General features: G+C 70.4%; 14 protein-coding genes. 4 read left to right on the forward strand and 10 right to left on the reverse strand.

Features of this window, described 5'->3' with window-relative positions:
• The first annotated feature begins 38 nt into the window (after positions 1-38).
• From OG819_RS03135 to OG819_RS03145, 3 genes are all read left to right on the forward strand, one after another.
• Positions 39-4,955, forward strand: a complete 4,917-nt coding sequence (locus OG819_RS03135) for an ATP-dependent helicase (RefSeq protein ID WP_266647907.1) — start codon at positions 39-41, stop codon at positions 4,953-4,955.
• Positions 4,956-5,037: 82 nt separating this feature from the next.
• The gene (locus OG819_RS03140; RefSeq protein ID WP_266647908.1) at positions 5,038-5,898 is read left to right on the forward strand and encodes a DNA-formamidopyrimidine glycosylase family protein; all 861 of its coding nucleotides are present in this window, start codon (positions 5,038-5,040) and stop codon (positions 5,896-5,898) included.
• A 32-nt stretch (positions 5,899-5,930) separates the two neighbouring features.
• Positions 5,931-6,692, forward strand: coding sequence for an SDR family NAD(P)-dependent oxidoreductase (locus OG819_RS03145; protein WP_266647909.1), 762 nt, complete (start codon positions 5,931-5,933; stop codon positions 6,690-6,692).
• A gap of 215 nt (positions 6,693-6,907) precedes the next feature.
• Here OG819_RS03145 and OG819_RS03150 read toward each other — a convergent pair whose 3' ends face one another.
• From OG819_RS03150 to OG819_RS03195, 10 genes are all read right to left on the reverse strand, one after another.
• Entirely contained in the window at positions 6,908-7,150 is a 243-nt protein-coding gene (locus OG819_RS03150) for a hypothetical protein (RefSeq protein ID WP_266629343.1), read from the reverse strand.
• Positions 7,151-7,314: 164 nt separating this feature from the next.
• The gene (locus OG819_RS03155; protein WP_266430463.1) at positions 7,315-7,785 is read right to left on the reverse strand and encodes a Dps family protein; all 471 of its coding nucleotides are present in this window, start codon (positions 7,783-7,785) and stop codon (positions 7,315-7,317) included.
• Between the two features lie 254 nt (positions 7,786-8,039).
• Positions 8,040-8,417, reverse strand: a complete 378-nt coding sequence (locus OG819_RS03160; RefSeq protein WP_266430466.1) for a helix-turn-helix domain-containing protein — start codon at positions 8,415-8,417, stop codon at positions 8,040-8,042.
• 109 nt (positions 8,418-8,526) lie between these two features.
• Positions 8,527-9,072 (reverse strand): CinA family protein, encoded by a 546-nt coding sequence (locus OG819_RS03165; RefSeq protein WP_266586423.1) that lies wholly within the window; start codon positions 9,070-9,072, stop codon positions 8,527-8,529.
• Positions 9,069-9,782 carry a CDP-diacylglycerol--glycerol-3-phosphate 3-phosphatidyltransferase gene (gene pgsA / locus OG819_RS03170; RefSeq protein ID WP_266647910.1) on the reverse strand — a complete coding sequence of 238 codons (714 nt, stop codon included), beginning with the start codon at positions 9,780-9,782 and terminating at the stop codon, positions 9,069-9,071. The genes OG819_RS03165 and pgsA overlap by 4 nt, the downstream gene beginning before the upstream one ends.
• Positions 9,779-11,254 (reverse strand): 30S ribosomal protein S12 methylthiotransferase RimO, encoded by a 1,476-nt coding sequence (rimO, locus tag OG819_RS03175; RefSeq protein WP_266430476.1) that lies wholly within the window; start codon positions 11,252-11,254, stop codon positions 9,779-9,781. The genes pgsA and rimO overlap by 4 nt, the downstream gene beginning before the upstream one ends.
• A gap of 142 nt (positions 11,255-11,396) precedes the next feature.
• Complete coding sequence (locus OG819_RS03180) at positions 11,397-12,251, reverse strand: helix-turn-helix domain-containing protein (RefSeq protein ID WP_266430479.1); 855 nt, start codon at positions 12,249-12,251, stop codon at positions 11,397-11,399.
• 313 nt (positions 12,252-12,564) lie between these two features.
• Positions 12,565-15,303 carry a DNA translocase FtsK gene (locus OG819_RS03185; protein WP_266647912.1) on the reverse strand — a complete coding sequence of 913 codons (2,739 nt, stop codon included), beginning with the start codon at positions 15,301-15,303 and terminating at the stop codon, positions 12,565-12,567.
• A gap of 144 nt (positions 15,304-15,447) precedes the next feature.
• Positions 15,448-16,131, reverse strand: a complete 684-nt coding sequence (locus tag OG819_RS03190; protein WP_054228614.1) for a two-component system response regulator — start codon at positions 16,129-16,131, stop codon at positions 15,448-15,450.
• Positions 16,132-16,432: 301 nt separating this feature from the next.
• Positions 16,433-21,928: a HAMP domain-containing protein gene (locus tag OG819_RS03195; RefSeq protein ID WP_266647913.1), complete on the reverse strand. Its 5,496-nt coding sequence runs from the start codon at positions 21,926-21,928 to the stop codon at positions 16,433-16,435.
• 443 nt (positions 21,929-22,371) lie between these two features.
• On the opposite strand from OG819_RS03195, the gene OG819_RS03200 reads away from it, so the two are divergent.
• Positions 22,372-25,119 carry a SpoIIE family protein phosphatase gene (locus OG819_RS03200; protein WP_266629334.1) on the forward strand — a complete coding sequence of 916 codons (2,748 nt, stop codon included), beginning with the start codon at positions 22,372-22,374 and terminating at the stop codon, positions 25,117-25,119.
• The last annotated feature ends 65 nt before the right edge of the window (positions 25,120-25,184 follow it).

The raw sequence follows: 25,184 nt of genomic DNA on the forward strand, positions 1-25,184 counted from the left end.
TCAGAGCGATTGTCAGTGGCCGGGTGCAGGATGGACGCATGGTCAGCTCCGCACACCGAGCCCTCGACGGCTTCTCCCCCGCGACCCGCGGCTGGTTCACGGGGGCCTTCTCCGCGCCCACCGCGGCCCAGGCCGGCGCGTGGAAGGCCATCGGCGAGGGCTCGGACGTGCTGGTGGTCGCCCCGACCGGCTCCGGCAAGACTCTGGCCGCGTTCCTCGCCGCGCTCGACCAGCTGGCCTCGACCCCGCCCCCGGCCGACCCCAGGAAGCGCTGCCGGGTGCTGTACGTGTCACCGCTCAAGGCCCTCGCGGTGGACGTGGAGCGGAATCTGCGCAGCCCACTGACGGGTATCCGGCAGGAATCGGTGCGCCTCGGGCTGCCCGAGCCCGAGGTGAAGGTGGGTATCCGCTCCGGCGACACCCCGGCCGCCGAGCGCCGAGCGCTGGCCACCCGCCCGCCGGACATCCTGATCACCACCCCCGAGTCCCTGTTCCTGATGCTGACGTCGGCGACGCGCGACGCGCTGACGGGCATCGAGACGGTGATCCTGGACGAGGTGCACGCGGTCGCGGGCACCAAGCGCGGTGCCCATCTCGCGCTCACCCTGGAGCGCCTCGACGAGCTGCTGCCCAAGCCCGCGCGCCGCATCGGTCTCTCCGCGACGGTGCGTCCGGTGGACGAGGTGGCCCGTTATCTCTCGCCCCGCCGCAAGGTGGAGATCGTCCAACCGCCGTCAGGCAAGGAGTTCGACCTCTCCGTGGTCGTCCCGGTCGAGGACCTGGGCGAGCTGGGCGGCTCCCCGGTCGCCGACGGCAGTGAGGGCGCGGAGAAGCCCTCCATCTGGCCGCATGTCGAGGAGCGGATCACCGACCTCGTCCAGTCCCACCGCTCCACCATCGTGTTCGCCAACTCCCGCCGCCTGGCGGAGCGCCTGTGCAACCGGCTGAACGAGATCGCGTACGAGCGGGCGACGGGCGAACCCCTGGCGGAGGCGCACGCCCCGGCCCAGCTCATGGGGGGCTCCGGCGCGGCCCAGGGCGCACCGCCCGTCATCGCACGGGCCCACCACGGCTCGGTCTCCAAGGAGCAGCGGGCCCTGGTCGAGGAGGACCTGAAGGCGGGGCGCCTGCCCGCCGTGGTCGCCACCTCCAGCCTCGAGCTCGGCATCGACATGGGCGCGGTCGACCTCGTCGTCCAGGTCGAGTCCCCCCCGTCCGTGGCCTCCGGCCTCCAGCGTGTGGGCCGCGCGGGCCACCAGGTCGGCGCGGTGTCCACCGGCGTCGTCTTCCCCAAGTACCGCGGCGACCTGGTCCAGGCGGCGGTGGTCACCGAGCGGATGCGCACCGGCTCCATCGAGTCCCTGCGGGTCCCCACCAACCCCTTGGACGTGCTGGCCCAGCAGCTCGTCGCCATGACCGCCCTCGACACCTGGCAGGTCGACGACCTGCTTGCCACGGTCCGCCGGGCGGCGCCCTTCGCCTCGCTGCCCGAGTCGGCGTTCACGGCCGTCCTGGACATGCTCGCGGGCCGCTATCCGTCCGACGCCTTCGCGGAGCTCAGGCCCCGCGTGGTGTGGGACCGCGTCGCGGGTACGGTCACCGGCCGACCCGGCGCTCAGCGCCTCGCCGTCACCTCCGGCGGGACCATCCCCGACCGCGGGCTGTTCGGGGTCTTCCTCGCGGGCTCCGACCCCAAGAAGGGCGGCGGCCGGGTCGGTGAGCTCGACGAGGAGATGGTCTACGAGTCCCGCGTCGGGGACGTCTTCACGCTCGGCACGAGTTCCTGGCGCATCGAGGACATCACCCGCGACCGCGTCCTGGTCTCCCCCGCCCCCGGTGTCCCGGGTCGGCTCCCCTTCTGGAAGGGCGACCAGCTCGGCCGCCCGCTCGAGCTCGGCCGGGCGGTGGGCGCGTTCCTCCGCGAGGTCGGCTCGCTCCCCAAGGACGACGCCCGTCTGCGGCTGCTCGCCGCGGGACTGGACACCTGGGCCGCCGACAACGTGCTGTCGTACCTCGCCGAACAGCGCGAGGCGTGCGGGCACGTCCCGGACGACCGCACGATCGTCGTCGAGCGGTTCCGTGACGAGCTGGGCGACTGGCGGGTGGTCGTGCACTCCCCCTTCGGCGCCCAGGTGCACGCCCCCTGGGCCCTCGCGCTGGGCGCCCGGCTCTCCGAGCGCTACGGCATGGACGCCCAGGTCATGCACGCCGACGACGGCATCGTGCTGCGCCTGCCCGACGCCGATGTGATGGGCCTGGACCTGCTCGACCAGGAGCCCACGAAGCTGGGCACGGAGTACGACGCGGAGCAGGCACCCGTCGGCGCGGCGGACGTCGCCTTCGACAAGGGCGAGGTCGACCAGATCGTCACCGACCAGGTCGGCGGCTCGGCGCTGTTCGCGTCCCGGTTCCGCGAGTGCGCCGCCCGCGCGCTGCTGCTGCCGCGCCGCAGCCCGGGAAAGCGCACCCCGCTGTGGCAGCAGCGGCAGCGCGCCGCCCAACTGCTCCAGGTGGCCAGCGAGTTCGGATCGTTCCCGATCGTCCTGGAGGCGGTCCGCGAATGCCTCCAGGACGTCTTCGACGTCCCCGGCCTCACCGAGCTGATGGGCGACATCGAGTCGCGCAAGGTGCGGCTCGTCGAGGTCACCACGCCCGAGCCCTCCCCGTTCGCCCGCTCCCTCCTGTTCGGATACGTCGCTCAGTTCCTGTACGAGGGCGACTCCCCGCTCGCCGAGCGGCGCGCCGCCGCCCTGTCGCTGGACTCACGCCTGTTGGCCGAGCTCCTGGGCCAGGCCGAGCTGCGCGAGCTGCTCGACGCCGAGGTTCTGGCCGAGCTGGAGCGGGAGCTCCAGTGGCTCACCGAGGACCGCCGCGTCAAGGACGTGGAAGGCGTCGCCGACCTGTTGCGCCTGCTGGGCCCGCTCAAGGACGCAGAGTTGACCGAGCGCGGCGCGGAGCCACAGTGGGCCATGGAGCTGGCCGCCGCCCGCCGCGCCATCAAGGTCCGTATCGCCGGCGTCGACCACTGGGCGGCCATCGAGGACGCCGGCCGCCTGCGGGACGCTCTGGGCACGGCGCTGCCCGTCGGCGTCCCCGAGGCCTTCACCGAGCCGGTCAAGGACCCACTCGGCGACCTCCTCGCGCGCTACGCACGCACCCACGGCCCGTTCACCTCCACCACCGCCGCCGCCCGCTTCGGTCTCGGCCCGGCCGTCACGGACGGAGCGCTGCAACGCCTCGCGGCGAACGGCCGCGTCGTCCAGGGGGAGTTCCACCCGGCGGGCATCGGCCAGGAGTGGTGCGACGCGACCGTGCTGCGCAGACTGCGGCGCCGTTCGCTCGCGGCCCTGCGCCACGAGTTGGAGCCGGTGCCGCCCGCCGCGCTGGCGCAGTTCCTGCCGCAGTGGCAGCACGTCGACAGCGGACACGGGCTGCGCGGCATCGACGGACTGGTGCGTGCCATCGAGCAGTTGCAGGGCGCCTCGGTGCCCGCCTCCGCCCTGGAGAAGCTGGTCCTGCCCTCCCGCGTCTCCGGTTACGCGCCCGCGCTGCTGGACGAACTCACCGCAGCAGGAGAGGTGGTGTGGGCCGGAGCCGGGGCGCTGCCGGGCAAGGACGGCTGGGTCTCGCTCTATCTCGCGGACGCGGCCCCGCTGCTCCTCCCGGACCCGCACCCCCTGGAACTGACCGCCCTGCACCAGTCGGTCCTGGACGCGCTCTCCGGGGGCTACGGACTGTTCTTCCGCCAGATCGCCGACCAGGTCCGCGCCACCACCCACCCCGACACCTCCGATCCCCAACTCGCGGACGCGGTCTGGGACCTGGCCTGGTCCGGGCGGCTCACGAACGACACGCTCGCACCGATGCGCGCTCTCCTGGGTTCGGGCCGCACAGCCGGGTCCACGGCGCACCGCGCCAAGCGCACGGTCCCGCGCGGCCGCTACGGCTCCCTGACCGGCACCGCACGCCCCCAGTCCCGTACGGGCCCGCCGACGGTGGCCGGCCGCTGGTCGCTGCTGCCCGCCCGTGAGCCCGACGCCACCGTGCGCGCCCACGCCCTGGCCCGCACGCTGCTCGACCGGCACGGCGTGGTGACCCGGGGCGCCGTCGCCGCGGAAGGCGTCGAAGGAGGCTTCTCCGCCGTGTACCGCATCCTGTCCGCCTTCGAGGACAGCGGCCAGGCACGCCGGGGTTACGTGGTGGAAGGACTGGGCGCCGCCCAGTTCGCGATGGACGGAGCGGTGGACCGCCTGCGCGCGGCGGCGAACGCGCGGGACCGGGGCGAATCCCTGACCGCCCAGGACCCCCGGGACGCCTTCCCAGGGCCGACCGGTTTCCCGGACACCCCCGGTTTCCTGGACGCACCCGGCCGCCCCCACACCAACGGCTTCCCCGGCGGTCACGATGCCGCGCACGCCCACGCCTTCCCCGACGACCTCGACGCGACGAGCCCGCTCGTTTTCCCCGGGACCGAGGACTCCCCCTTCGCCGACGGCCACGGCTTCGCGAGCGATCCCGCCCTCTCCCCCAACCGGTTCCGCGCCCGTTCCTCGTCCCGGGCCACCCCCCAGGCCGTGGTCCTGGCCGCCGCCGACCCGGCGAACGCGTACGGCGCGGCCCTTGGCTGGCCCGAGCCCCCCACCGGCTCCGGGCACAAGCCGGGCCGTAAGGCGGGCTCCCTGGTGGTGCTCGTCGACGGCGAGCTGACGCTGTACATGGAGCGCGGCGGCAAGACCCTGCTGGCCTGGCCCTCGGACCCGGACGGCTCGGTCATGGAGGACGCCCGTCTGCGTGCCGCCGCCGAAGCCCTCGCCGCGGCCGCCCGCGCGGGCTCCCTCGGCACGGTCACGGTGGAGCGCGTCAACGGCGCCTCCGCCCTGACATCCCCGATCGGCACGCTCCTGGAGAGCGCCGGCTTCATCGCCACTCCCCGGGGCCTGCGCCTGCGCGCATAACCACCCCGCCCACGCACCCCCCGTACCCGCATCCCGCCCCACCCCGCCGCGCCCCACCCCGACCCGTGACACCCTGGAACCCATGCCCGAAGGAGACACCGTCTGGCAGGCCGCGAGACGACTGCACACCGCCCTCGCGGGCAAGGTGCTGACCCGCTCCGACCTGCGAGTGCCCAAGTACGCCACCGCCGACCTCACCGGCCACACCGTCCTGGACGTCACCCCGCGCGGCAAGCACCTCCTCACCCGGATCGAGGGCGGCCTGACCCTGCACTCGCATCTGCGGATGGACGGCTCCTGGAAGGTGTACGCGAACGGCCGACCCTGGAGCGGCGGCCCCGCCCACCAGATCCGGGCGATCCTCGGCACCGCGGACCGCACGGCCGTCGGCTACCGGCTCCCCGTCCTGGAGCTGATCCGCACCGCGGACGAGACCCGCGCCGTCGGCCACCTCGGCCCCGACCTCCTCGGCCCGGACTGGAATCCCGACGACGCCTTGGAGAATCTCCTCCAGGACCCCACCCGCCCCCTCGGCGAAGCCCTCCTGGACCAGCGCAACCTCGCCGGAATCGGCAATGTCTACAAGAGCGAGCTGTGCTTCCTCCTCCGGGTCACTCCCTGGCTCCCCATCGGCGAGCTTCCCGCCGACCGCGCCGCCCAGCTCCCGGCCCTGGCCAAGAAGCTCCTGGAGGCCAACCGCGACCGCCCGACCCGCATCACCACCGGCCGCCGCGACCAGAACCTCTTCGTGTACGGCCGCGCACCCCGTCCCTGCCTGCGCTGCGGCACCTCGATCCGCCGGGCCGACCAGGGCGACGGCGCGCGGGAGCGCCCCACGTACTGGTGCCCGACGTGCCAGCCGGACCCGACTCCGCCGCCGGGCCGTATCCCGCCCCCGGGCGCCGGTCGATCCCGTACAACTCCCCACCGTACGACTAATTGACGGCCCGTCAGAAATCCTCGTACCGTCCCTTCATGCCCGTCAAGGCGTACGACCTCACCGGACGCACCGCATTCGTCACCGGAGCCGCGAGCGGAATCGGCCGCGCGTCAGCCGTCCTGCTCGCGGAGGCGGGGGCCACCGTCCACTGCGCGGACCACGACGCGCAGGGCCTGCACGAGACGGCCACCCTCATCAAGGCTGAGGGCGGCACGGCCCACACGCACCCGCTCGACGTCAGCGATCGCGCGCAGCTCCAGCAAGCCGTCGCGTCCTGCGAGCGACTCGACGTCATGGCGGCGGTCGCCGGGATCATGCACAGCAGCCCGGTCCTGGAAACCCGGGACGAGGACCTCGGCCGCGTCCTGGGCGTCAACTTCAAGGGCGTGCTGTACGCCTGCCAGGAAGCCGCCCGCCTCATGATCGCGAAGAGCGTACGCGGGAGCATCATCACGATGGCGTCCGGCGCCATCGACACCGGCGGCCCCGGCCTGCTCTGCTACGGCGCGGCGAAGGCGGCCGTCGTGCAGCTGACGAAGACCCTGGCGACCGAGATCGGCCCGCACGGCATCCGTGTCAACGCGGTCGCACCCGGCTGGACGCGTACGCCGATGACCGACCGTCACGGGGAGGCCCAGGCGCGCACCGAGGCGGTCATGGCCCGACTCTCGCCGCTGGGCCGGGTCGGCGAACCCGAGGACGTCGCGCACGCCGTGCTGTATCTGGCCTCCGACGCCTCGGTGTTCACGACGGGTCAGATCCTCCGCCCGAACGGCGGCGTAGCGATGCCTTGGTAGCCCCCGTCAACCCCCAGCGCACCCCCACACCGCCGCGACTCGCCGCCGCCACCCGACATCCGCCACACGGCATCGGCCCCCGGACCCAGCCCCGCCCCCGCCCCGCCGGCACCTCGACGCGCCCCCGGCACGCCCCGCGCACCGGAGCCCCGAGCACCACAGGCCCCCGAACGCGCCGTGCCCGTCCCCCACCCCCTCCACCGAGCGCCCCGCCCCTACGAAGCCCCCGGCTCGCGCGCCCCACGCGCCTCCCGCCGACGACGTGCCCTGGCACCGGCGCGCACGACCCCCGCCTTCGGCACACAGTGCACCGGCAGCAGGCTCAACCCCCATCCCCCGGCCGCGACCGCCCCCTCCAGCGCCCCGGCGTCGGGCACCAGCGCGAGCCGGAGAACCCCCCACCACCACAGTGCGCCGAGCCCCAGCGCAGCCCCCCAGCGCGCTATCCGCCCTGCCATGGTGTCCACCTCCAGCCCGAAGCTAGACCTGCGCTCTCACCCACCGGCAGGGCGCACCAACGGCACAGAGGCGCACCCACGGCACATACGAAGCCCGCCGTGGCGCCCCGCGGCCGCCACGAGGCGCCCGGCGGTCGCCGGCGTGAGCCGCCCGCCTCCGGGCGTCACCCGTTCTCCGCCTGGAACATCCAGTGATGCTTCTCGAGATCGGCCGTGATCTGGATGAAGATGTCCTGGCTCACCGGATCGGCTTCGCCGGTCGCGTCCACCCGCACCCGCATCCGGCTGATCACCGCGCTCAGCGCGTCCACGAGCATCCCCACGGCGTCGGTGTCCTTGATCCAGCCCTCGGGCGTCACACCGATGCCGCTGCTGGTGGCCACGGTCGCGGCCCGTCCGTCGGGTGGGACTCCCAGCGTCGAGGCGCGCTCCGCCACCGTGTCGGAGTGCAGCCGCGCGGTGTCCACGACCTCGTCGAGCTGAAGGTGGATCGAGCGGAAGCGCGGTCCGACCACGTTCCAGTGGACCTGCTTCGCGACCAGGGAGAGATCCACCAGGTCAACCAGCGCTCCCTGCAGGGCGCCGGACACGGTCCTAAGGTCCGCGTCGGACAACGGGCTCTTCACGACGTACATCGGGATCCTCCGATCCACTCGACCTCATCACATACGGCCTCATCAACCACGACCTCATCAACCATGGCATACACGAACAATTCGGGTCACCTGAAGCAAGTCGCGCCAGCGGTCTCCCAGAGACCCCCAGAGATCCCCAGAGGCCCTCAGAGACAGCGAAAGCCCCGGCCGAGTCGGCTCCAGGTCTTCCCTGGAGCAGCCCCGGCCGGGGCTTTCACAAGCGTGCTCAGCTCATGAGCGTGAACTCGTGAGCGTCAGGCGGCGACGACGTCGACCGCCTCGGCTGGCGCCTTGATGGTGACCCGTTCCGGTGGCACGCCGGTGACCGATACGGAATTCAGCATCGGACGGCGCACCGGTGTGCGCACCGGCTCGGTGGCCGCTGCAGACTGGGCCAGCTCGGCGAGAGCGAGCTCGTCGCTCACTTCCCGCATGAGCTCGGACATCCGTACGTCCAGCGCGTCGCAGATGGCGGAGAGCAGCTCGGAGGATGCCTCCTTCTGCCCCCGCTCCACCTCGGAGAGATAGCCGAGTGAAACTCGGGCGGACGAGGAGACTTCGCGCAGAGTACGGCCCTGGCGCTGGCGCTGCCGACGCAGCACGTCACCAAGCAGGCGACGGAGCAGAATCATCGGTGGCTCCCTCCTCGGACCGCGTAGCCGCATCCTTCACGCCCCACCGTACCGCCTTGCGCCGCGGCCGTGCGGGGAGCGATGTCGTGTTCACTCAGGGCTGCAAACATCAAAACCCCCCGTTCTGTTCCGTATCCTGTGCCCGCTCATTCCCGGTCTGTTCGCCCGCCAGCTCCTTCAGCAGCAGAGCGAGTACGCTCCGTACACTCTCCATACGGATTTCCGCCCGGTCGCCGTTCAACCGCAGCTGCATCACTTTCCCGCCGCCGGCAGCATGAAAATATGCCCGGGCGGGCCCGTCGACGGCCACGAAAACCGTCCCGACCGGCTGCCCGTCCTGCGGCTCGGGTCCCGCGACACCCGTCGTCGCGATTCCCCAGTCCGCGCCGAGCGCCTTGCGCACACCGGCCGCCATCTGGGCCGCGACCTGCGGATCCACCGCGCCGCGCTCGGCCAGCAGAGTGGCGTCGACACCCAGCAGTTCATGCTTGAGCGCGGTGGCGTACGCCGTCACGGAACCCCGGAAGGCCTGGGAGGCCCCGGGCGTCGCGGTGATCTCCGCCGCCACCAGACCACCGGTCAGCGACTCGGCGACGGCGAGCGTCTCGCCCCTCACCGTGAGTAGTCGCAGCACTTCGGCGGCCGTGGAACTCACCGTTCCGCCTCCTCGGCCGCCGCCTGCCGCTCGGCGATTCCACTCCGGCGCAGCACAATGGCCTGTCTCACGTAGTCGAGCCCGCTGACGACGGTCAGGACGACCGCCACCGCCATCACCCAGAACCTCAGGGTGGCCAGCGGCCCCGTCAGCGCCAGGACGTACATCCCGACCGCGGTGCCCTGCGCGAGGGTCTTCAGCTTGCCGCCGCGGCTGGCCGGAATGACCCCGTAGCGGATCACCAGGAAGCGCAGCAGGGTGATCCCGAGCTCGCGCCCGAGGATCACGCCCGTCACCCACCACGGCAGATCACCGAGGTAGGAAAGACAGATCAGCGCCGAGCCCATGATCGCCTTGTCGGCGATGGGGTCGGCGATCTTCCCGAAGTCGGTGACCAGGTTGTACGTACGCGCCAGGTGGCCGTCGAAGATGTCCGTGATCATGGCCACGGCGAAGGCCGCCCAGGCCCAGGCACGCCACACGGGGTCGTACCCGCCGTCGGCCAGCATCAGCGCCACGAAGCCCGGCACCAGCACGAGCCGGATCATGGTCAGGATGTTCGCGATGTTCCAGAGGCTGGCCTGATTGACAGCCGCAGCGCTCAGCTTCCCGCCCCGCGCCTGCTTGGAGCCCCCGGGAACGCCAGGAGCGCCCGCCGCGCCGTTCGCGCTGGGGGAGCCGCCCGCCGCGGACGCCGGGGCTCCGGTCATCTGGCCGCCTCCTCAGTACACGGGAGCGAGCCCAGAAGCGGCTCGGCCACCAGGTCGACACCTTCCGTACCGACCACCTTGGCCTCGACGATACGGCCGACCGTCAGCCCTTCGCCGCTCGTGAACAGCACCTGGCCGTCCGTCTCCGGCGCCTGGTGCGCGGCGCGGCCGTACGCGCCCTCGTCCCCGTCGAGCGACTCCACGAGCACGTACACGGTCTCCCCGACGCGCTCCTCGGCGCGCTGCGCGACCAGTTCCTCGGCGAGCCGGGACACACGCGCGAGGCGCTCGTCGACCACGTCCTGGTCGAGCTTGTTCTCGTAGGTCGCCGCCTCCGTGCCCTCCTCGTCGGAGTACCCGAAGACACCGATGGCGTCGAGGCGCGCGCCCGTGAGGAAGCGCTCCAGCTCCGCGAGGTCGGCCTCGGTCTCGCCGGGGAAGCCCACGATGAAGTTGGACCGCACACCGGCCTGCGGGGCCTTGGAGCGGATGGTGTCGAGCAGCTCCAGGAAGCGGTCGGTGTCGCCGAAGCGCCGCATCGCCCGCAGCACGTCGGGCGCGGAGTGCTGGAAGGACAGGTCGAAGTAGGGCGCGATGTTCGGCGTGGAGGTCAGCACGTCGATGAGCCCGGGGCGCATCTCGGCGGGCTGCAGGTAGCTCACGCGCACCCGCTCGACGCCGTCGATCTCGGCGAGCTCGGGCAGCAGGGTCTCCAGGAGGCGGATGTCGCCCAGGTCCTTGCCGTACGAGGTGTTGTTCTCGGAGACCAGCATGATCTCCTTGACGCCCTGCTCGGCCAGCCAGCGCGTCTCGTTCAGCACGTCGCTGGGGCGGCGCGAGATGAAGGATCCCCGGAAGGACGGGATGGCGCAGAAGGAGCAGCGCCGGTCGCAGCCGGAGGCGAGCTTCACCGAGGCGACCGGGGAGCCGTCCAGGCGCCGGCGCAGGGGCGCACGGGGGCCGGAGACCGGGGCGACGCCCTCCGGAAGGTCCGAGGGGGCCCCGTGGCCGGGAAGGGCCACCTCCTCGCCCGCGCTCTGCCGCTCGGCGGGGCTGATCGGCAGCAGCTTGCGCCGGTCGCGCGGGGTGTGGGAGGCGTGGATGCCGCCGTTCAGGATGGTCTGGAGGCGGTCGGAGATGTCCGCGTAGTCGTCGAAGCCCAGCACACCGTCAGCCTCGGGGAGGGCTTCGGCGAGTTCCTTGCCGTACCGCTCGGCCATGCAGCCCACCGCCACGACGGCCTGGGTTCTGCCATGCCCCTTGAGGTCATTGGCTTCCAGGAGGGCGTCGACGGAGTCCTTCTTGGCGGCCTCGACGAAGCCACAGGTGTTGACGACGGCGACGTCCGCTTCTTCGGCGTCCTCCACGAGTTGCCAGCCGTCCGCCTCCAAGCGGCCTGCGAGCTCCTCCGAGTCCACCTCGTTACGGGCGCAGCCAAGGGTGACGAGTGCGACGGTACGGCGTTCAGGCATGAGCTCAAGACTACTTTGTCTCACTGACAGCCCACGTCGACGGGGTTGGCCGATCTTGGCCAACCCCGTACCCGCCTGTGCGGTGAGCTCTTTGTGCGCCCGGCTCGTGCGCCCGTTGTCCGACCCTCACGGCCGTCCGAAGTCATCCGACGACGGGGTCGCCCTTCGTGTAGGTCAGTCGCTCGACCTGGCCGGGCTGGAACTGGTCGTCGATCTTCTTGCCGTTCACGTACAGCTTGATGGCGCCCGCGTCGCCGAGCACCAGGTCGATCTTCGTCTTGTCCTGGAAGGTCTTGGACTCACCCTGCTTGAGCAGACCGTCGAAGAGGAGCCGACCGTTGTGGTCCTTGGCGGAGATCCAGCTGCGCCCGTCGGGGGCGCTCACCTGGACGGTCACCTTGTCCTGCGGGGCGGCCGCGATGGCGCTGTCGGTGGGCTCGGGCTTCGGGTCGGCTGGTTTGCTGATCTTGGGGCTGGCGGAGGTGGTGGATGTACTGGCGGTCGGTGTGGAGCCCTCGGCGACCGACGACTTCGCGTCGCTCCCACCGCTGCCCTTGACCACGGTGAACCCGACGAAGCCGATCACGGCGACGATGGCCGCGACCATGGCGGCGGTCCAGTTCGGCCCGCGGCGCTCGGGACGGATGCGTTCCGCCTCGAACAGCGGGGCGGCGGGGGTCGGCGCGGGACGCCCGCCGTGTTCGGCGTCGTAGCGGGCGAGCAGCGGGGCCGGATCGAGGCGCACGGCCCGGGCCAGCGTCCGGATGTGACCGCGCGCGTAGACGTCACCGCCGCAGGGGGCGAAGTCGTCCTGTTCGATCGCGTGCACGATGGCGATACGGACCCGGGTGGCGTTGCTGACGTCGTCGACGGTCAGTCCGGCCTCGGTGCGAGCCTGCCGCAGGGCGCGACCGACCGAGAGGCCTTCTTCGCGGTGCTCTTCGAACGGGCGCTCGTCTTCAGGGGAGTTACCGTCAAGGGAGTTGCCGATGGACACGGGGGCGCCTTTCGAGCGTGTAGCCACCTGTGCTGGAGGTTCAGTTTAGGGGGGGTACGAAAGGGTGGGGCAACCGGGCGGTGGGACTTTGTACGCCATCAGAATGGCCGGTCATCCTGATGTGGGGACAGTGACCTGTCCCCTCGCTCAACTTGACGTACGACGGGGGGAAACGGTTGCCCGTCCTTGCCTTACGGGTGAGTCACGTTCGAATATCCACGTGTCACGGAGCGAACCGTCCGCGCCATGACCGCGCCGCCGAGATCTCACCCGTACGGTGACCGAGCTGTCCCGTTTTCCTCCGCCGAAAGCCCTACGCTCCAGCTTCCCCACGAATCACGGCGAGCACTCCATCCAGCTCGTCGGCCTTCACAAGAACGTCACGCGCCTTGGAGCCCTCGCTGGGCCCGACGATGCCGCGGGACTCCATGAGGTCCATCAGCCGCCCGGCCTTGGCGAAGCCGACCCGCAGCTTGCGCTGCAGCATCGAGGTGGAACCGAACTGCGAGGTGACGACCAGTTCGGCGGCGGCGCACAACAGGTCGAGGTCGTCGCCGATGTCCTCGTCGATCTCCTTCTTCTGCTTGGTGCCCACAGTGACGTCGTCCCGGAAGACCGGCGCCATCTGGTCCTTGCAGTGCTGCACGATGGCCGCGACCTCGTCCTCGGTGACGAAGGCGCCCTGCATACGGGTGGGCTTGTTGGCCCCCATCGGCAGGAAGAGCCCGTCGCCCTTGCCGATCAGCTTCTCGGCACCCGGCTGGTCGAGGATGACGCGCGAGTCCGCCAGCGACGACGTGGCGAAGGCGAGCCGGGACGGCACGTTCGCCTTGATCAGACCGGTGACGACGTCCACGGAGGGCCGCTGGGTGGCGAGCACCAGGTGGATGCCGGCCGCGCGCGCGAGCTGGGTGATACGCACGATCGCGTCCTCGACGTCGCGCGGGGCGACCATCATCAGGTCGGCGAGCTCGTCGACGATCACCAGCAGGTACGGGTACGGCGTCAGCTCGCGCTCACTGCCCTCGGGCAGCTTCACCTTGCCGTTCCTGATGGCCTCGTTGAAGTCGTCGATGTGCCGGTAGCCGAACGCCGCGAGGTCGTCGTAGCGCAGATCCATCTCCCGTACGACCCACTGCAGTGCCTCGGCGGCCCGCTTCGGGTTGGTGATGATCGGCGTGATCAGGTGCGGGATGCCCTCGTACGCGGTCAGCTCGACCCGCTTGGGGTCGACGAGGACCATCCGGACGTCCTCGGGGGTCGCCCGGACCATCACGGACGTGATGAGGCAGTTAATGCACGAGGATTTACCGGAACCGGTGGCTCCGGCGACGAGCACGTGCGGCATCTTCGCCAGGTTGGCCATCACATAGCCGCCCTCGACGTCCTTGCCGAGCGCGACCAGCATCGGGTGGTCGTCCTCAGCCGCGTCCGCGAGGCGCAGCACGTCACCAACGTTGACCATCTCGCGGTCGGTGTTGGGAATCTCGATACCCACCGCCGACTTGCCCGGGATCGGGCTGATGATCCGCACGTCGGGGCTGGCGACGGCGTACGCGATGTTCTTGGTGAGCGCCGTGATCCGCTCGACCTTCACGGCGGGACCGAGCTCGACCTCGTAGCGCGTGACCGTCGGACCACGCGTGAAGCCGGTGACGGCGGCGTCGACCTTGAACTCCATGAAGACGTTCTGGAGCGAGGCGACGATCGCGTCGTTGGCGGCGCTGCGCGTCTTGCCGGGCCCGCCGCGCTCCAGTAGGTCGAGCGAGGGCAGGGAGTACGTGATGTCGCCGGACAGCTGGAGCTGCTCGGCGCGCGGGGGCAGGTCGCGGGGCGCGTCGGGCGCCGACTTGGTGAGGTCGGGCACGACGGACTCGACGGCCAGGGCCTCCTGCTTGGGCCGCTTGGCACCCGGGACGACCTTGGCGCGCGCGGCCGGCACCGGGGTCGTCTCCTCGTAGCCGTCGCGCTCCACCGTGACGCCGTGCGTCAGATCGGCGACCAGCGGAGAGGGCGGCATCCCGTGCAGCACGGCCCCGTCGAGCGCCGCGGCGGCCGCCGCGGCGACGTCCACCGCGTCCATGGGCCGGTTCATGTCGGGCTGCTGCACAGCGGGCCGCCGGGGACGGCCACGGCGCTTGGTAAGTGCCTCCTCCTCGGCGCTCTCCGGGTCGTACCCCTCAGGAGCCTGTGAACGCCGCCGGGAGCGGGCGGGAAGCCCCTCGCGCCACTGCTCGTCGTAGCGCTCGTCGTCCTCGCCCAGGGCGTCCTCGTCGAAGTCGGCCTGGACGATGCCCAGCTTCTGTCCGAGGAGCCGCAGCCGCTGCGGGATCGCGTTGACGGGGGTCGCCGTGACGACCAGCAGGCCGAAGATCGTGAGCAGCACGAGCAGCGGTACGGCGAGAACCTCGCCCATCGTGTACGTCAGCGGGGTGGCCGCCCCCCAGCCGATGAGCCCGCCCGCGTCCCTTATCGCCTGCATGCCGTCGCTGCGCGCGGGCGCCCCGCAGGCGATGTGGACCTGGCCGAGCACGCCGATGACGAGCGCGGACAGGCCGATCACGATGCGCCCGTTGGCCTCCGGCTTCTCGGGGTGCCGGATGAAGCGGGCGGCGATGACCGCGAGCAGTATCGGTACGAGCAGGTCGAGGCGGCCGAAGGCGCCCGTCACCAGCATCTCGACAAGGTCGCCGACGGGCCCGTGCAGGTTGGACCACGTGCCCGCCGCGACGATCAGCGCGATCCCGATCAGCAGGAGCGCGAGTCCGTCCTTGCGGTGCGCCGGGTCGAGCCCCTTCGCGCCCCGTCCTATGCCGCGGAACATCGCGCCGACGGCGTGCGCGATGCCCAACCACACGGCGCGTGCGAGCTTGTACACACCCGCGGTGGGGTTGGGCGCCGACGGGGGTGGGGCCTTCTTCACCGCGACCTTCTTGGCGGGCGCCTTCTTGGCGGCTGCCTTTTTCGCGGGGGCCTTCTTCGCCGGAGCCTTCGTCGGAGCGGCCGCCTTCTTCGCGGGCGGCTTCTTGGCTGCGGACTGACGTGAGGCCATGTGTGTGAGGTTACCGGTGCAGACGACAGCGGACACGTGTGCCTACAGCTTCACCCGTTCGTGTCGCCCGTACCAGGGATCAGAACTGACGCGCGCTCACCGCGAACGACGGACTGCTCGAGGGTCAGTTCTGCGACTCGAGGGTCAGTTCTGCGACGGCACCGACGGTGCCCCGCTTCCCGTGCCCGGCTCCAACGCGTCCAGCGCCCTGCGCAATCCCGTGAGTTTGCGTTCGAGATGGGCCGCGGTCGCCACCGCCGCCGCGTCCGCCGAGTCGTCGTCGAGCTGCTTGGACAGCGCCTCGGCCTGCTCCTCAACGGCCGCGAGCCGCGCGGAGAGTTCGGCGAGGAGACCGGCCGGTTCCTTGGCCGAGCCGAGCGCCGTCTTACCGCCGCCCTCCAGCTGCAGCCGCAGCAGCGCCGCCTGCTCACGCAGTTGGCAGTTCTTCATGTACAGCTCGACGAAGACGGAGACCTTCGCGCGCAGCACCCATGGGTCGAACGGCTTGGAGATGTAGTCCACCGCACCCGCCGCGTACCCCCGGAAGGTGTGGTGCGGACCGTGGTTGATCGCGGTGAGAAAGATGATCGGGATGTCCCGCGTCCGTTCTCGCCGCTTGATGTGTGCCGCGGTTTCGAACCCGTCCATTCCAGGCATCTGGACGTCCAGCAGAATGACCGCGAAGTCGTCGGTCAGTAGCGCCTTGAGCGCTTCCTCTCCGGACGATGCCCGTACCAGTGTCTGATCGAGCGCGGAGAGGATCGCCTCCAGCGCCAGCAGATTCTCCGGCCGGTCATCGACCAGAAGGATCTTGGCCTTCTGCACCATGGCCCGCCCTCCTCGCCCCGGCAGTGCACCGGGCGCCGCCCCAGGGGACGACTCCCTTGCGTCGCCCGTCCTTGTGCCGGTCATGGTAGCCGCACCCCGCCTGTCGCCACACCCTGTCACCGCGATGTCACCGTGCACCTAGCAGAAACGTAGCGGGAGACCAGAAGGTTCCCCGAATCCCGTGCTTCTACACGGCTTCGGCCACAGTCAGTTATACGACGTCGGGCGCCTCGCGCCGCGGCCGCGGCGCGCACAGCCGGACTTCCCGGCCGTCCACACCGCCCCACGGCACCCGTCCCGCTCACTCCTCGCGCATCCACTGCTCCATCACGGAGAGCAGATGATCGGGATCGACCGGCTTGGTGACGTAGTCGGACGCCCCGGACTCGATGGCCTTCTCCCGGTCGCCCTTCATCGCCTTCGCCGTGAGCGCGATGATCGGCAGTCCGGCGAACTGCGGCATCCGTCGAATCGCCGTCGTCGTGGCATAGCCGTCCATCTCGGGCATCATGATGTCCATCAGAACGACCGTCACGTCGTCGTGCTGCTCCAGCACCTCGATGCCCTCACGGCCGTTCTCCGCGTACAGCACCGACAGGCCGTGCTGCTCCAGGACGCTGGTGAGCGCGAACACGTTGCGGATGTCGTCGTCGACAATCAGCACCTTCTCGCCCTCGAACCGGATGCCTCGACGCGGCTGCGCCGCCGCCTCCTGCCGGCCCCCGGCCGCCCACTGGTCCTGAGACGCGCCCGCGGCCCCGTTCGGCCCCGGCAGCCCCGGGCGCTGTTCGGTCGCGGGCAGCGCCCTGCGGCGCCGCCTGAAGAGTGCGGCAGGCCCGTTCTGCGTCTCCTGGTACGACTTCACCTCGGCCGGCGTCTCGATGCCGACCCCGGACAGCTCCGCCTCGGAGGCGAGCAGTTCCCCGGTCTCCAGCGTGGGCGCGAGCTGCCCGTAGCCCTGCGGGGGCAGTTCGCTCGGGTGCAGCGGCAAATACAGCGTGAACGTCGAACCTCGTCCCGGCTCACTCTGAGCGTAGATCTCACCGCCCAGCAGACGGGCGATCTCCCTCGAGATGGACAGCCCCAGACCCGTACCGCCGTACTTCCTGCTCGTCGTGCCGTCCGCCTGCTTGAAGGCCTCGAAAATCACCCGCATCTTGCTGGCGGCAATCCCGATGCCGGTGTCGGTCACCGAGAACGCGATCAGACCGGCGTCCGCGTCCCGCAGCGAACCCGCTTCCAGGAGCTGCTCCCGGATCGCCACCGGGACATCCGCGCCGGCGGGCCGGATCACCAATTCGACCGCTCCGGAGTCGGTGAACTTCACCGCGTTGGAGAGCAGGTTGCGCAGCACCTGAAGGAGCCGCTGCTCGTCGGTGTGCAGCGTCGCGGGCAGTTCCGGCGACACCCGGACGGAGAAGTCGAGACCCTTCTCCGCGGTCAGCGGACGGAAAGTGGCCTCTACGTAGTCGACGAGTTGGACCAGCGCGATACGGGTCGGCGACACGTCCATCTTGCCCGCCTCGACCTTCGACAGATCGAGGATGTCGTTGATCAGCTGGAGTAGGTCGGAACCCGCTCCGTGGATCGTTTCCGCGAACTCGACCTGCTTCGGAGTCAGGTTCGACTCGGCGTTGTCGGCGAGCAACTTCGCGAGGATCAGCAGGGAGTTGAGCGGTGTCCGCAGCTCGTGCGACATGTTCGCCAGGAACTCGCTCTTGTACCGCATGGAGACCGCGAGCTGCTCGGCACGCTCCTCCAAGACCTGCCGCGCCTCCTCGATCTCGGTGTTCTTGACCTCGATGTCGCGGTTCTGCTGGGCCAGCAGCTCGGCCTTCTCCTCCAGTTCGGCGTTGGAGTCCTGGAGCGCCTTCTGCCGGTTCTCCAACTCCGCCGAGCGCTCCCGCAGCTGCTCGGTGAGCTCCTGCGACTGCTTGAGCAGCACCTCCGTCTTGGTGTTGACGGAGATGGTGTTGACGCTCGTCGCGATCATCTCGGCGATCTGGTTCAGGAAGTCCTTCTGGATCTGCGTGAACGGCGTGAAGGACGCCAGCTCGATCACGCCCAGCACGGTCCCCTCGAAGAGCACCGGAAGCACGATCACCTGCGCCGGAGGCGCCTCGCCGAGCCCGGACGAGATCTTCAGATAACCACTCGGCGCGTTCTCCACCAGAATCGTGCGCTTCTCCTGGGCGGCCGTCCCGATCAACGCCTCACCGGGCCGGAACGACGTCGGCATGGAGCCCATCGAGTAGCCGTACGAGCCGAGCATGCGCAGCTCGTACGCGTCCTCGTCGTTGCCCGCCTCCTTGCCGTCGACCAGCGGCATGGAGAGGAAGAACGCACCGTGCTGCGCCGAGACCACCGGCGTCAGCTCGCTCATGATCAGCGATGCCACGTCGTCGAGATCGCGGCGCCCCTGCATCAGGGCGGAGATCCGGGCGAGGTTGCCCTTGAGCCAGTCCTGCTCCTTGTTGGCGATGGTGGTGTCGCGCAGGTTGGCGATCATCTTGTTGATGTAGTCCTGAAGTTCCTGGATCTCGCCCGAGGCGTCCACGTCGATCTTCAGATTCAGGTCACCGCGGGTCACCGCGGTCGCCACGCGCGCGATGGCACGCACCTGCCGGGTCAGGTTCCCGGCCATCTCGTTCACCGACTCGGTGAGGTCGCGCCAGGTGCCGTCGACATCACGCACCCGCGCCTGGCCGCCCAGTTGCCCTTCGGTACCCACCTCGCGCGCGACTCGGGTGACCTCCTCGGCGAACGACGACAGCTGGTCGACCATCGTGTTGATGGTGGTCTTCAGCTCCAGGATCTCGCCACGCGCGTCGATGTCGATCTTCTTGGTCAGGTCACCCTTGGCGATGGCCGTGGTGACCATCGCGATGTTGCGCACCTGACCGGTCAGGTTGGACGCCATCCCGTTCACGGACTCGGTGAGGTCCTTCCACGTACCGGCGACTCCCGGAACCTGCGCCTGACCGCCGAGGATGCCGTCCGTACCCACCTCGCGGGCCACCTTGGTGACCTGCTCGGCGAACGAACTCAGCGTCTTCACCATCGTGTTGAAGGTGTCGGCGAGCTGCGCGACCTCGCCGCGCGCCTCGATCGTCACCGTCCGGGTCAGGTCTCCATTGGCGACGGCCGCCGCCACCTGCGAGATGTTCCGGACCTGCATGGTCAGGTTGTAGGCCATCAGGTTGACGTTGTCGCTGAGGTCCTTCCAGATGCCCGTGACCCCGGGCACCCGCGCCTGACCGCCCAACTGGCCCTCGGTGCCCACCTCACGGGCCACCCGGGTCACCTGCTCGGCGAACGACGACAGCTGGTCGACCATCGTGTTGACCGTGGTGACCAGTTCGAGGATCTCACCCTTGGCGTCGACGGTGATCTTCTTGGACAGATCACCCATGGCGACCGCGGTCGTGACCTCCGCGATGTTGCGCACCTGAATCGTCAGGTTGTTCGCCATGAAGTTCACGGACTGCGTGAGGTCCTTCCAGGTCCCGGAGACGCCCTGGACCTCGGCCTGCCCGCCGAGCCGACCCTCCGTACCCACCTCACGGGCCACCCGCGTCACCTGCTCGGCGAAGTTCGAGAGCTGGTCCACCATCGTGTTGAGGGTGTTCTTCAACTCCAGGATCTCGCCACGCGCGTCCACGTCGATCTTCTGCGACAGGTCACCCCGCGCCACCGCGGTCGCGACCTGCGCGATGTTGCGCACCTGGGCGGTGAGGTTGCCCGCCATGCCGTTCACGGAGTCCGTCAGGTCGCGCCACACACCGGCGACGCCGGGCACCTGCGCCTGGCCGCCGAGGCGGCCCTCCGTACCCACCTCACGGGCCACCCGCGTCACCTGGTCCGCGAAGGCGGAGAGCTGGTCGACCATCGTGTTGATGGTGTTCTTCAACTCCAGGATCTCGCCACGCGCGTCCACGTCGATCTTCTGCGACAGGTCACCCCGCGCCACCGCCGTCGTGACCTGCGCGATCTGCCGTACCTGCGAGGTGAGGTTCCCCGCCATGAAGTTGACGGAGTCGGTGAGTTCCTTCCACGTACCGGACACGCCGTCGACGCGGGCCTGACCGCCGAGGCGGCCCTCCGTGCCCACGTCCCGGGCCATCCGGGTCACCTGGTCGGCGAAGGACGACAGCTGGTCCACCATCGTGTTCACGGTGTTCTTCAGCTGGAGCATCTCGCCGGAGACGTCGACCGTGACCTTCTGCGACAGATCGCCGTTGGCCACCGCCGTCGTCACCTGCGCGATGTTGCGGACCTGACCCGTCAGGTTCCGGAACGCCGTGTTGACGGAGTCGGTGAGGTCCTTCCACGTACCGGCCACACCGGGCACCTGCGCCTGGCCGCCCAGTTCACCCTCGACACCGACCTCGCGCGCCACGCGCGTGACCTCGACACCGAACGAGGACAGCTGGTCGACCATCGTGTTGACGGTGTTCTTCAGCTCCAGCATCTCGCCGGCGACCTCGACGCTGACCTTCTGGGAGAGGTCACCGTTGGCCACGGCCGTCGTCACCGCGGCGATGTCCCGCACCTGGGTCGTGAGGTTCCTGAAGACCGTGTTGACGGAGTCCGTCAGGTCCTTCCAGGTCCCCGCGGCCCCCGGCACGTTCGCCTGCCCGCCGAGCCGCCCCTCGCCGCCTACCTCGTTGGCCACGCGTGTGACCTCGTCCGCGAACGTCCGCAGCGTCTCGGTCATCTGGTTGATCGTCTCGGCGAGCTGCGCGACCTCGCCGCGTGCGGAAACCGTCACCTTCTGCGACAGGTCGCCGCTCGCGACGGCCGTCGTCACCTGAGCGATCCCACGCACCTGGGCCGTGAGGTTGCCGGCCATCAGGTTCACCGAATCGGTGAGGTCCTTCCACACGCCGGCCACACCGGGCACCTGCGCCTGGCCGCCGAGCTCGCCCTCGGTGCCCACCTCACGGGCGACTCGCGTCACCTCGGAGGAGAACGACGACAGCTGGTCCACCATCGTGTTGACGGTGTTCTTCAGCTCCAGCATCTCGCCGGCCACATGCACCGTGACCTTCCGCGACAGGTCGCCCTTGGCGACCGCCGTCGTCACGAGAGCGATGTCACGTACCTGAGCCGTCAGCCGGTACGCCATGGTGTTGACCGAATCCGTGAGGTCCTTCCACGAACCGGACATTCCACGCACCCGGGCCTGCCCACCCAGCTTGCCCTCGGTGCCCACCTCGCTGGCCACCCGCGTGACCTCATCGGTGAACGTCGACAGCTGGTCGACCAGGTTGTTGACCGTCCGTCCGACCTTCAGGAACTCTCCGCGCAGCGGATGCCCGTTGCCGTCCGCCGCCTGCGCCCGCAGCTCCATACGCGGCGACAGATCACCGTCCGCCACGGCGGACAGCACCCGGCCGACCTCGGAGACCGGTCGTACGAGGTCGTCGACGAGCGCGTTCGACGCGTCGATCGCCGCACCCCAGGAACCCTCGCAGGCGCCCGACTCCAGCCGCTCCGTGAGCTTTCCCTCACGCCCGACCACGCGCCGCACCCGCGACAGCTCACCCGTCAGATGCAGATTCCGGTCGGCCACCTCATTGAAGACAGCCGCGATCTCCGACATCACGCCATCGCCGGAGACCGTGAGGCGCTTGCGGAAATTGCCGTCCCGCATCGACACCAGCGCGGCCAGCAGCCTGTTCAGGGCAGCCGTGTCCACCTCAGTGGTGCCATTGCGTGGTGTGCGCCGGTTGTTCAGGGACTGTCCGTCTTCTGCGCGCGTCTTACTGCCCCGCGTCGCTGCGCCAGACTCCACTGTGTCCCTCCCGCAAGGGTCGACCATTACTGCTCGGCGTACTCGGGTACTGCTCGCTCGTGTATTTCTGCTCGTGCTCAGGTACTACTTGCTCGTGCTCCGGTACCGCTTGCTCTGCGAACCGGCAGGCACTCGGCCCGACCGACGTTCTCACTGGAGCTTGCCCAGTGTTTCACCCCGGCTGAACCAGGCCATAACAGTTCGGCAGCTTCGCACATCGTCCGCACACCGCCCGGAGGCGGGCACAGCCTCGTCAGGACGGAATCACAGGCACCTGTCCGAACGGAAACTCTGCCCCTCTCCCGACGGAAACACTGGTGACCGGCATCCGCATGGACGGCGAAGGTAAGTAACCTTGCATGCGGCTGTCCAGCCAAACCGGTTTGTCCGGCCTGGGCGGTGGCACGAGAACGAGCGGGCAGGCATCGGAGGGGCACCGCACCATGACCACCGGACTGCATTCTGGGGAACAGCCCCAGGATCCTCGGCCGACGGGGAACCAGGCACTGCCCCGGCAGGAGCGGGTGGGCCTCGGAGCCCCGCACGCCGACAACCGGACAAGGAGTTCTGTGATCACCGCGCGCGCGGCCGCCAGTTTCGATCCCGTCGGGCGATCGGTGGCGACCGCCAGATCCTTCGTCCGCGACACCCTCCAGGGCTGGGGCTTCGCCGACATCGTCGATGACGCGGTGGTCCTGACCAGCGAACTCGTCACCAACGCTGTCGTACATGCGGGCACCTCCGCGGACGTCCTGTGTCTGCGCAGCGACGAAGGCGTACGCATCGAGGTGGCGGACCGCTACCCGGAACGTGAAATTCCACTCCAGGTGACGGCTGTGAACATGGGCAGCCCCGACCGCGAGGGCGGGCGCGGGCTCCAGTTGTGCGCGGCCCTCGCCGGCCGCTGGGGCGTCGACTACTCCCCCACGCACAAGCAGGTCTGGTTCCACCTCGACCTGCCCGAGCGCCCGGTCGGCACCCGCACCGCGGGCCCCGCCCTCCCCGCCGACCTCCTGCCGCTCGCCGACGCCCGCGTCCGCGTCGCGGTGGTCCAGATCGACCGCACCGGCGCCATCTCGGCCTGGAACGAGGACGCGGAAGACCTCTTCGGGTACGCCGGCGAGCAGGTCATCGGCAAGCCCCTCACCGACCTCGCCGCCTGGCCGCACACCCCGGGCACCAGCACGGGCATCGTCGAGGCCCTCCAACTCTCGCGCTGGGAAGGCAGTTACGGAATCCGCAGCGCGAGCGGCCGCGTGACCCCGGTCTACGCCTCCCACCTCCGCGTCCGCGACACCGGCGGCGAACCCTCCACGGTCTGCCTCCTCGTACGCGACCACGAACGGGCGGTCCTGCAGACCCCGTTGCGGGCCTCGGCCACCGACACGACGACCAGCTCCGAGGGCCAGGCCACGGACCCCTTCGAGGTCTTCATCGGCTCCCCCGCCCCGGACGACCTGGACGGCCTCCTCCAGCGCACGGTGGAGCGCGCCCGCGACATGCTCGACGGCGACTCCGCCTTCCTGCTCCTCGCGACCGACGACGAGACCGAGTTGGAGGTACGCGCCTCGACGGGCCTGCCCTCCGCCCGCCAGCGCTTCGCCCGCGTCCCCGTCGAGGCGGGCCCCGGCCGCTACGGCTCGGCCCGCATGCCCGCCGTGCACGAGGACCTGACGGTCGTCCCCGGCGCCGTACCGCTGCTGGCCGGCACCGGCATGCGCTCGGTCGTCACGGTCCCGCTGAAGGTCGAGGGCCGCCTCACCGGCTCCCTCGGTGTCGCGGCCGAAGGACCCGCCCGCTACTCCAACGAGGAGGCCCTGCGCCTCCAGTTCGCCGCCGACCGCATCGCGCTCGCGGTGGAATCGGCCCGTCTGGGAGAGCTGGAACGCCTGCGCCGCGGCTCACTGAGCTTCCTCGTCGAGGCCTCCGACCTCCTCGCCGGCACCCTGGACCGAGACCAGACCCTCGCCCTCATGGCCCAGATGACGGTCCCGACCCTCGCCACCTGGTGCGCCGTCTACACGATCGCCGACCAGGCCTCGGACCCGTACCTCTCGTACGTCCTGCACGAGGACGAGGAGCGCATCGACGGCCTCAAGGCCCTCCTCTCGAAGATCGCCCCGCCGGACCCGGTCCCCACCCCCGGCGCCCGCATCTGGGCGGCCCCCGGCGAAGCGGCCCACCAGGCGGCCCTGCGCACCTCCATGCGCAGCCTGGGCCTCGGCGCGCCCGCCTCGGTCACCTCCGGCATCGGTACGACCCTGGCGACGGCCGCGGCGGTCGGCGGCGAGACCGTCGTCCTGCCCCTGGTCGCCCGCAACCGCGTCATCGGCATGCTGACACTCGGCAAGCCCTCCGACGAACACTTCCGCCAGGAGATCCTGGAACTGGCCGAGGACCTGTCCCGCAGGGCCGCCCTGGCCCTCGACAACGCCCGCCTGTACTCGGAGCGCACGGCCATCAGCCAGTCCCTCCAGCGCAGCCTCCTGCCGCCCGACCTCCCGCACATCGACGGCGTCGAGGTCGAGGTCATCTACCGCGCGGCCGGCGAGGGCAACGAGGTCGGCGGCGACTTCTACGACCTCTTCCCCATCCGCGACGGTGTCTACGGCTTCGCCATCGGCGACGTCTGCGGTACGGGCCCGGAGGCGGCGGCGGTCACGGGCCTCGCCCGGCACGCCCTGCGCCTCCTGGCCCGCGAGGGCTTCGGTGGCCCGGCGGTCCTGGAGCGCCTGAACTCCGCGATCCTGGACGAGGGCGCCCGCAGCCGCTTCCTGACTCTGCTCTACGGCGAGTTGTGGCCCCAGGAGGACGGCAGCGCCATGCTGAAGGTGGTCTGCGCGGGCCACCCGCTCCCGCTCCGCCTGCGCCAGGACGGCACCGTGGAGGCGGCCGCCGAACCGCAGCCCCTCCTCGGCGTCATGGAGGACCTGGAGCTGTACGAGCAGACCGTCACCCTCGATCCCGGCGACGTGCTGCTGTGCGTGACGGACGGCGTCACCGAACGCCGCGAGGGCACCCGCATGTTGGGCGACGACGGCCTCACGGACGTCCTCACCACCTGTACGGGCCTCACGGCGGGAGCGGTGGCCGCCCGCATCATGCGCGCGGTCGAGCGCTTCGCCTCCGACGCCCCGTCCGACGACATGGCGATTCTGGCGATGCGGGTGCCGGGTCTGCAGCGGGACTGAGGTCGGGCTCGACTCCGGGGACATGGCTCCGGAGTCGACGCCGGGATACGACAAAGGCCCCCGCC

The sequence above is a fragment of the Streptomyces sp. NBC_01549 genome (genome assembly GCF_026339955.1).
In the GTDB taxonomy this organism is placed as follows: Bacteria; Actinomycetota; Actinomycetes; order Streptomycetales; family Streptomycetaceae; genus Streptomyces.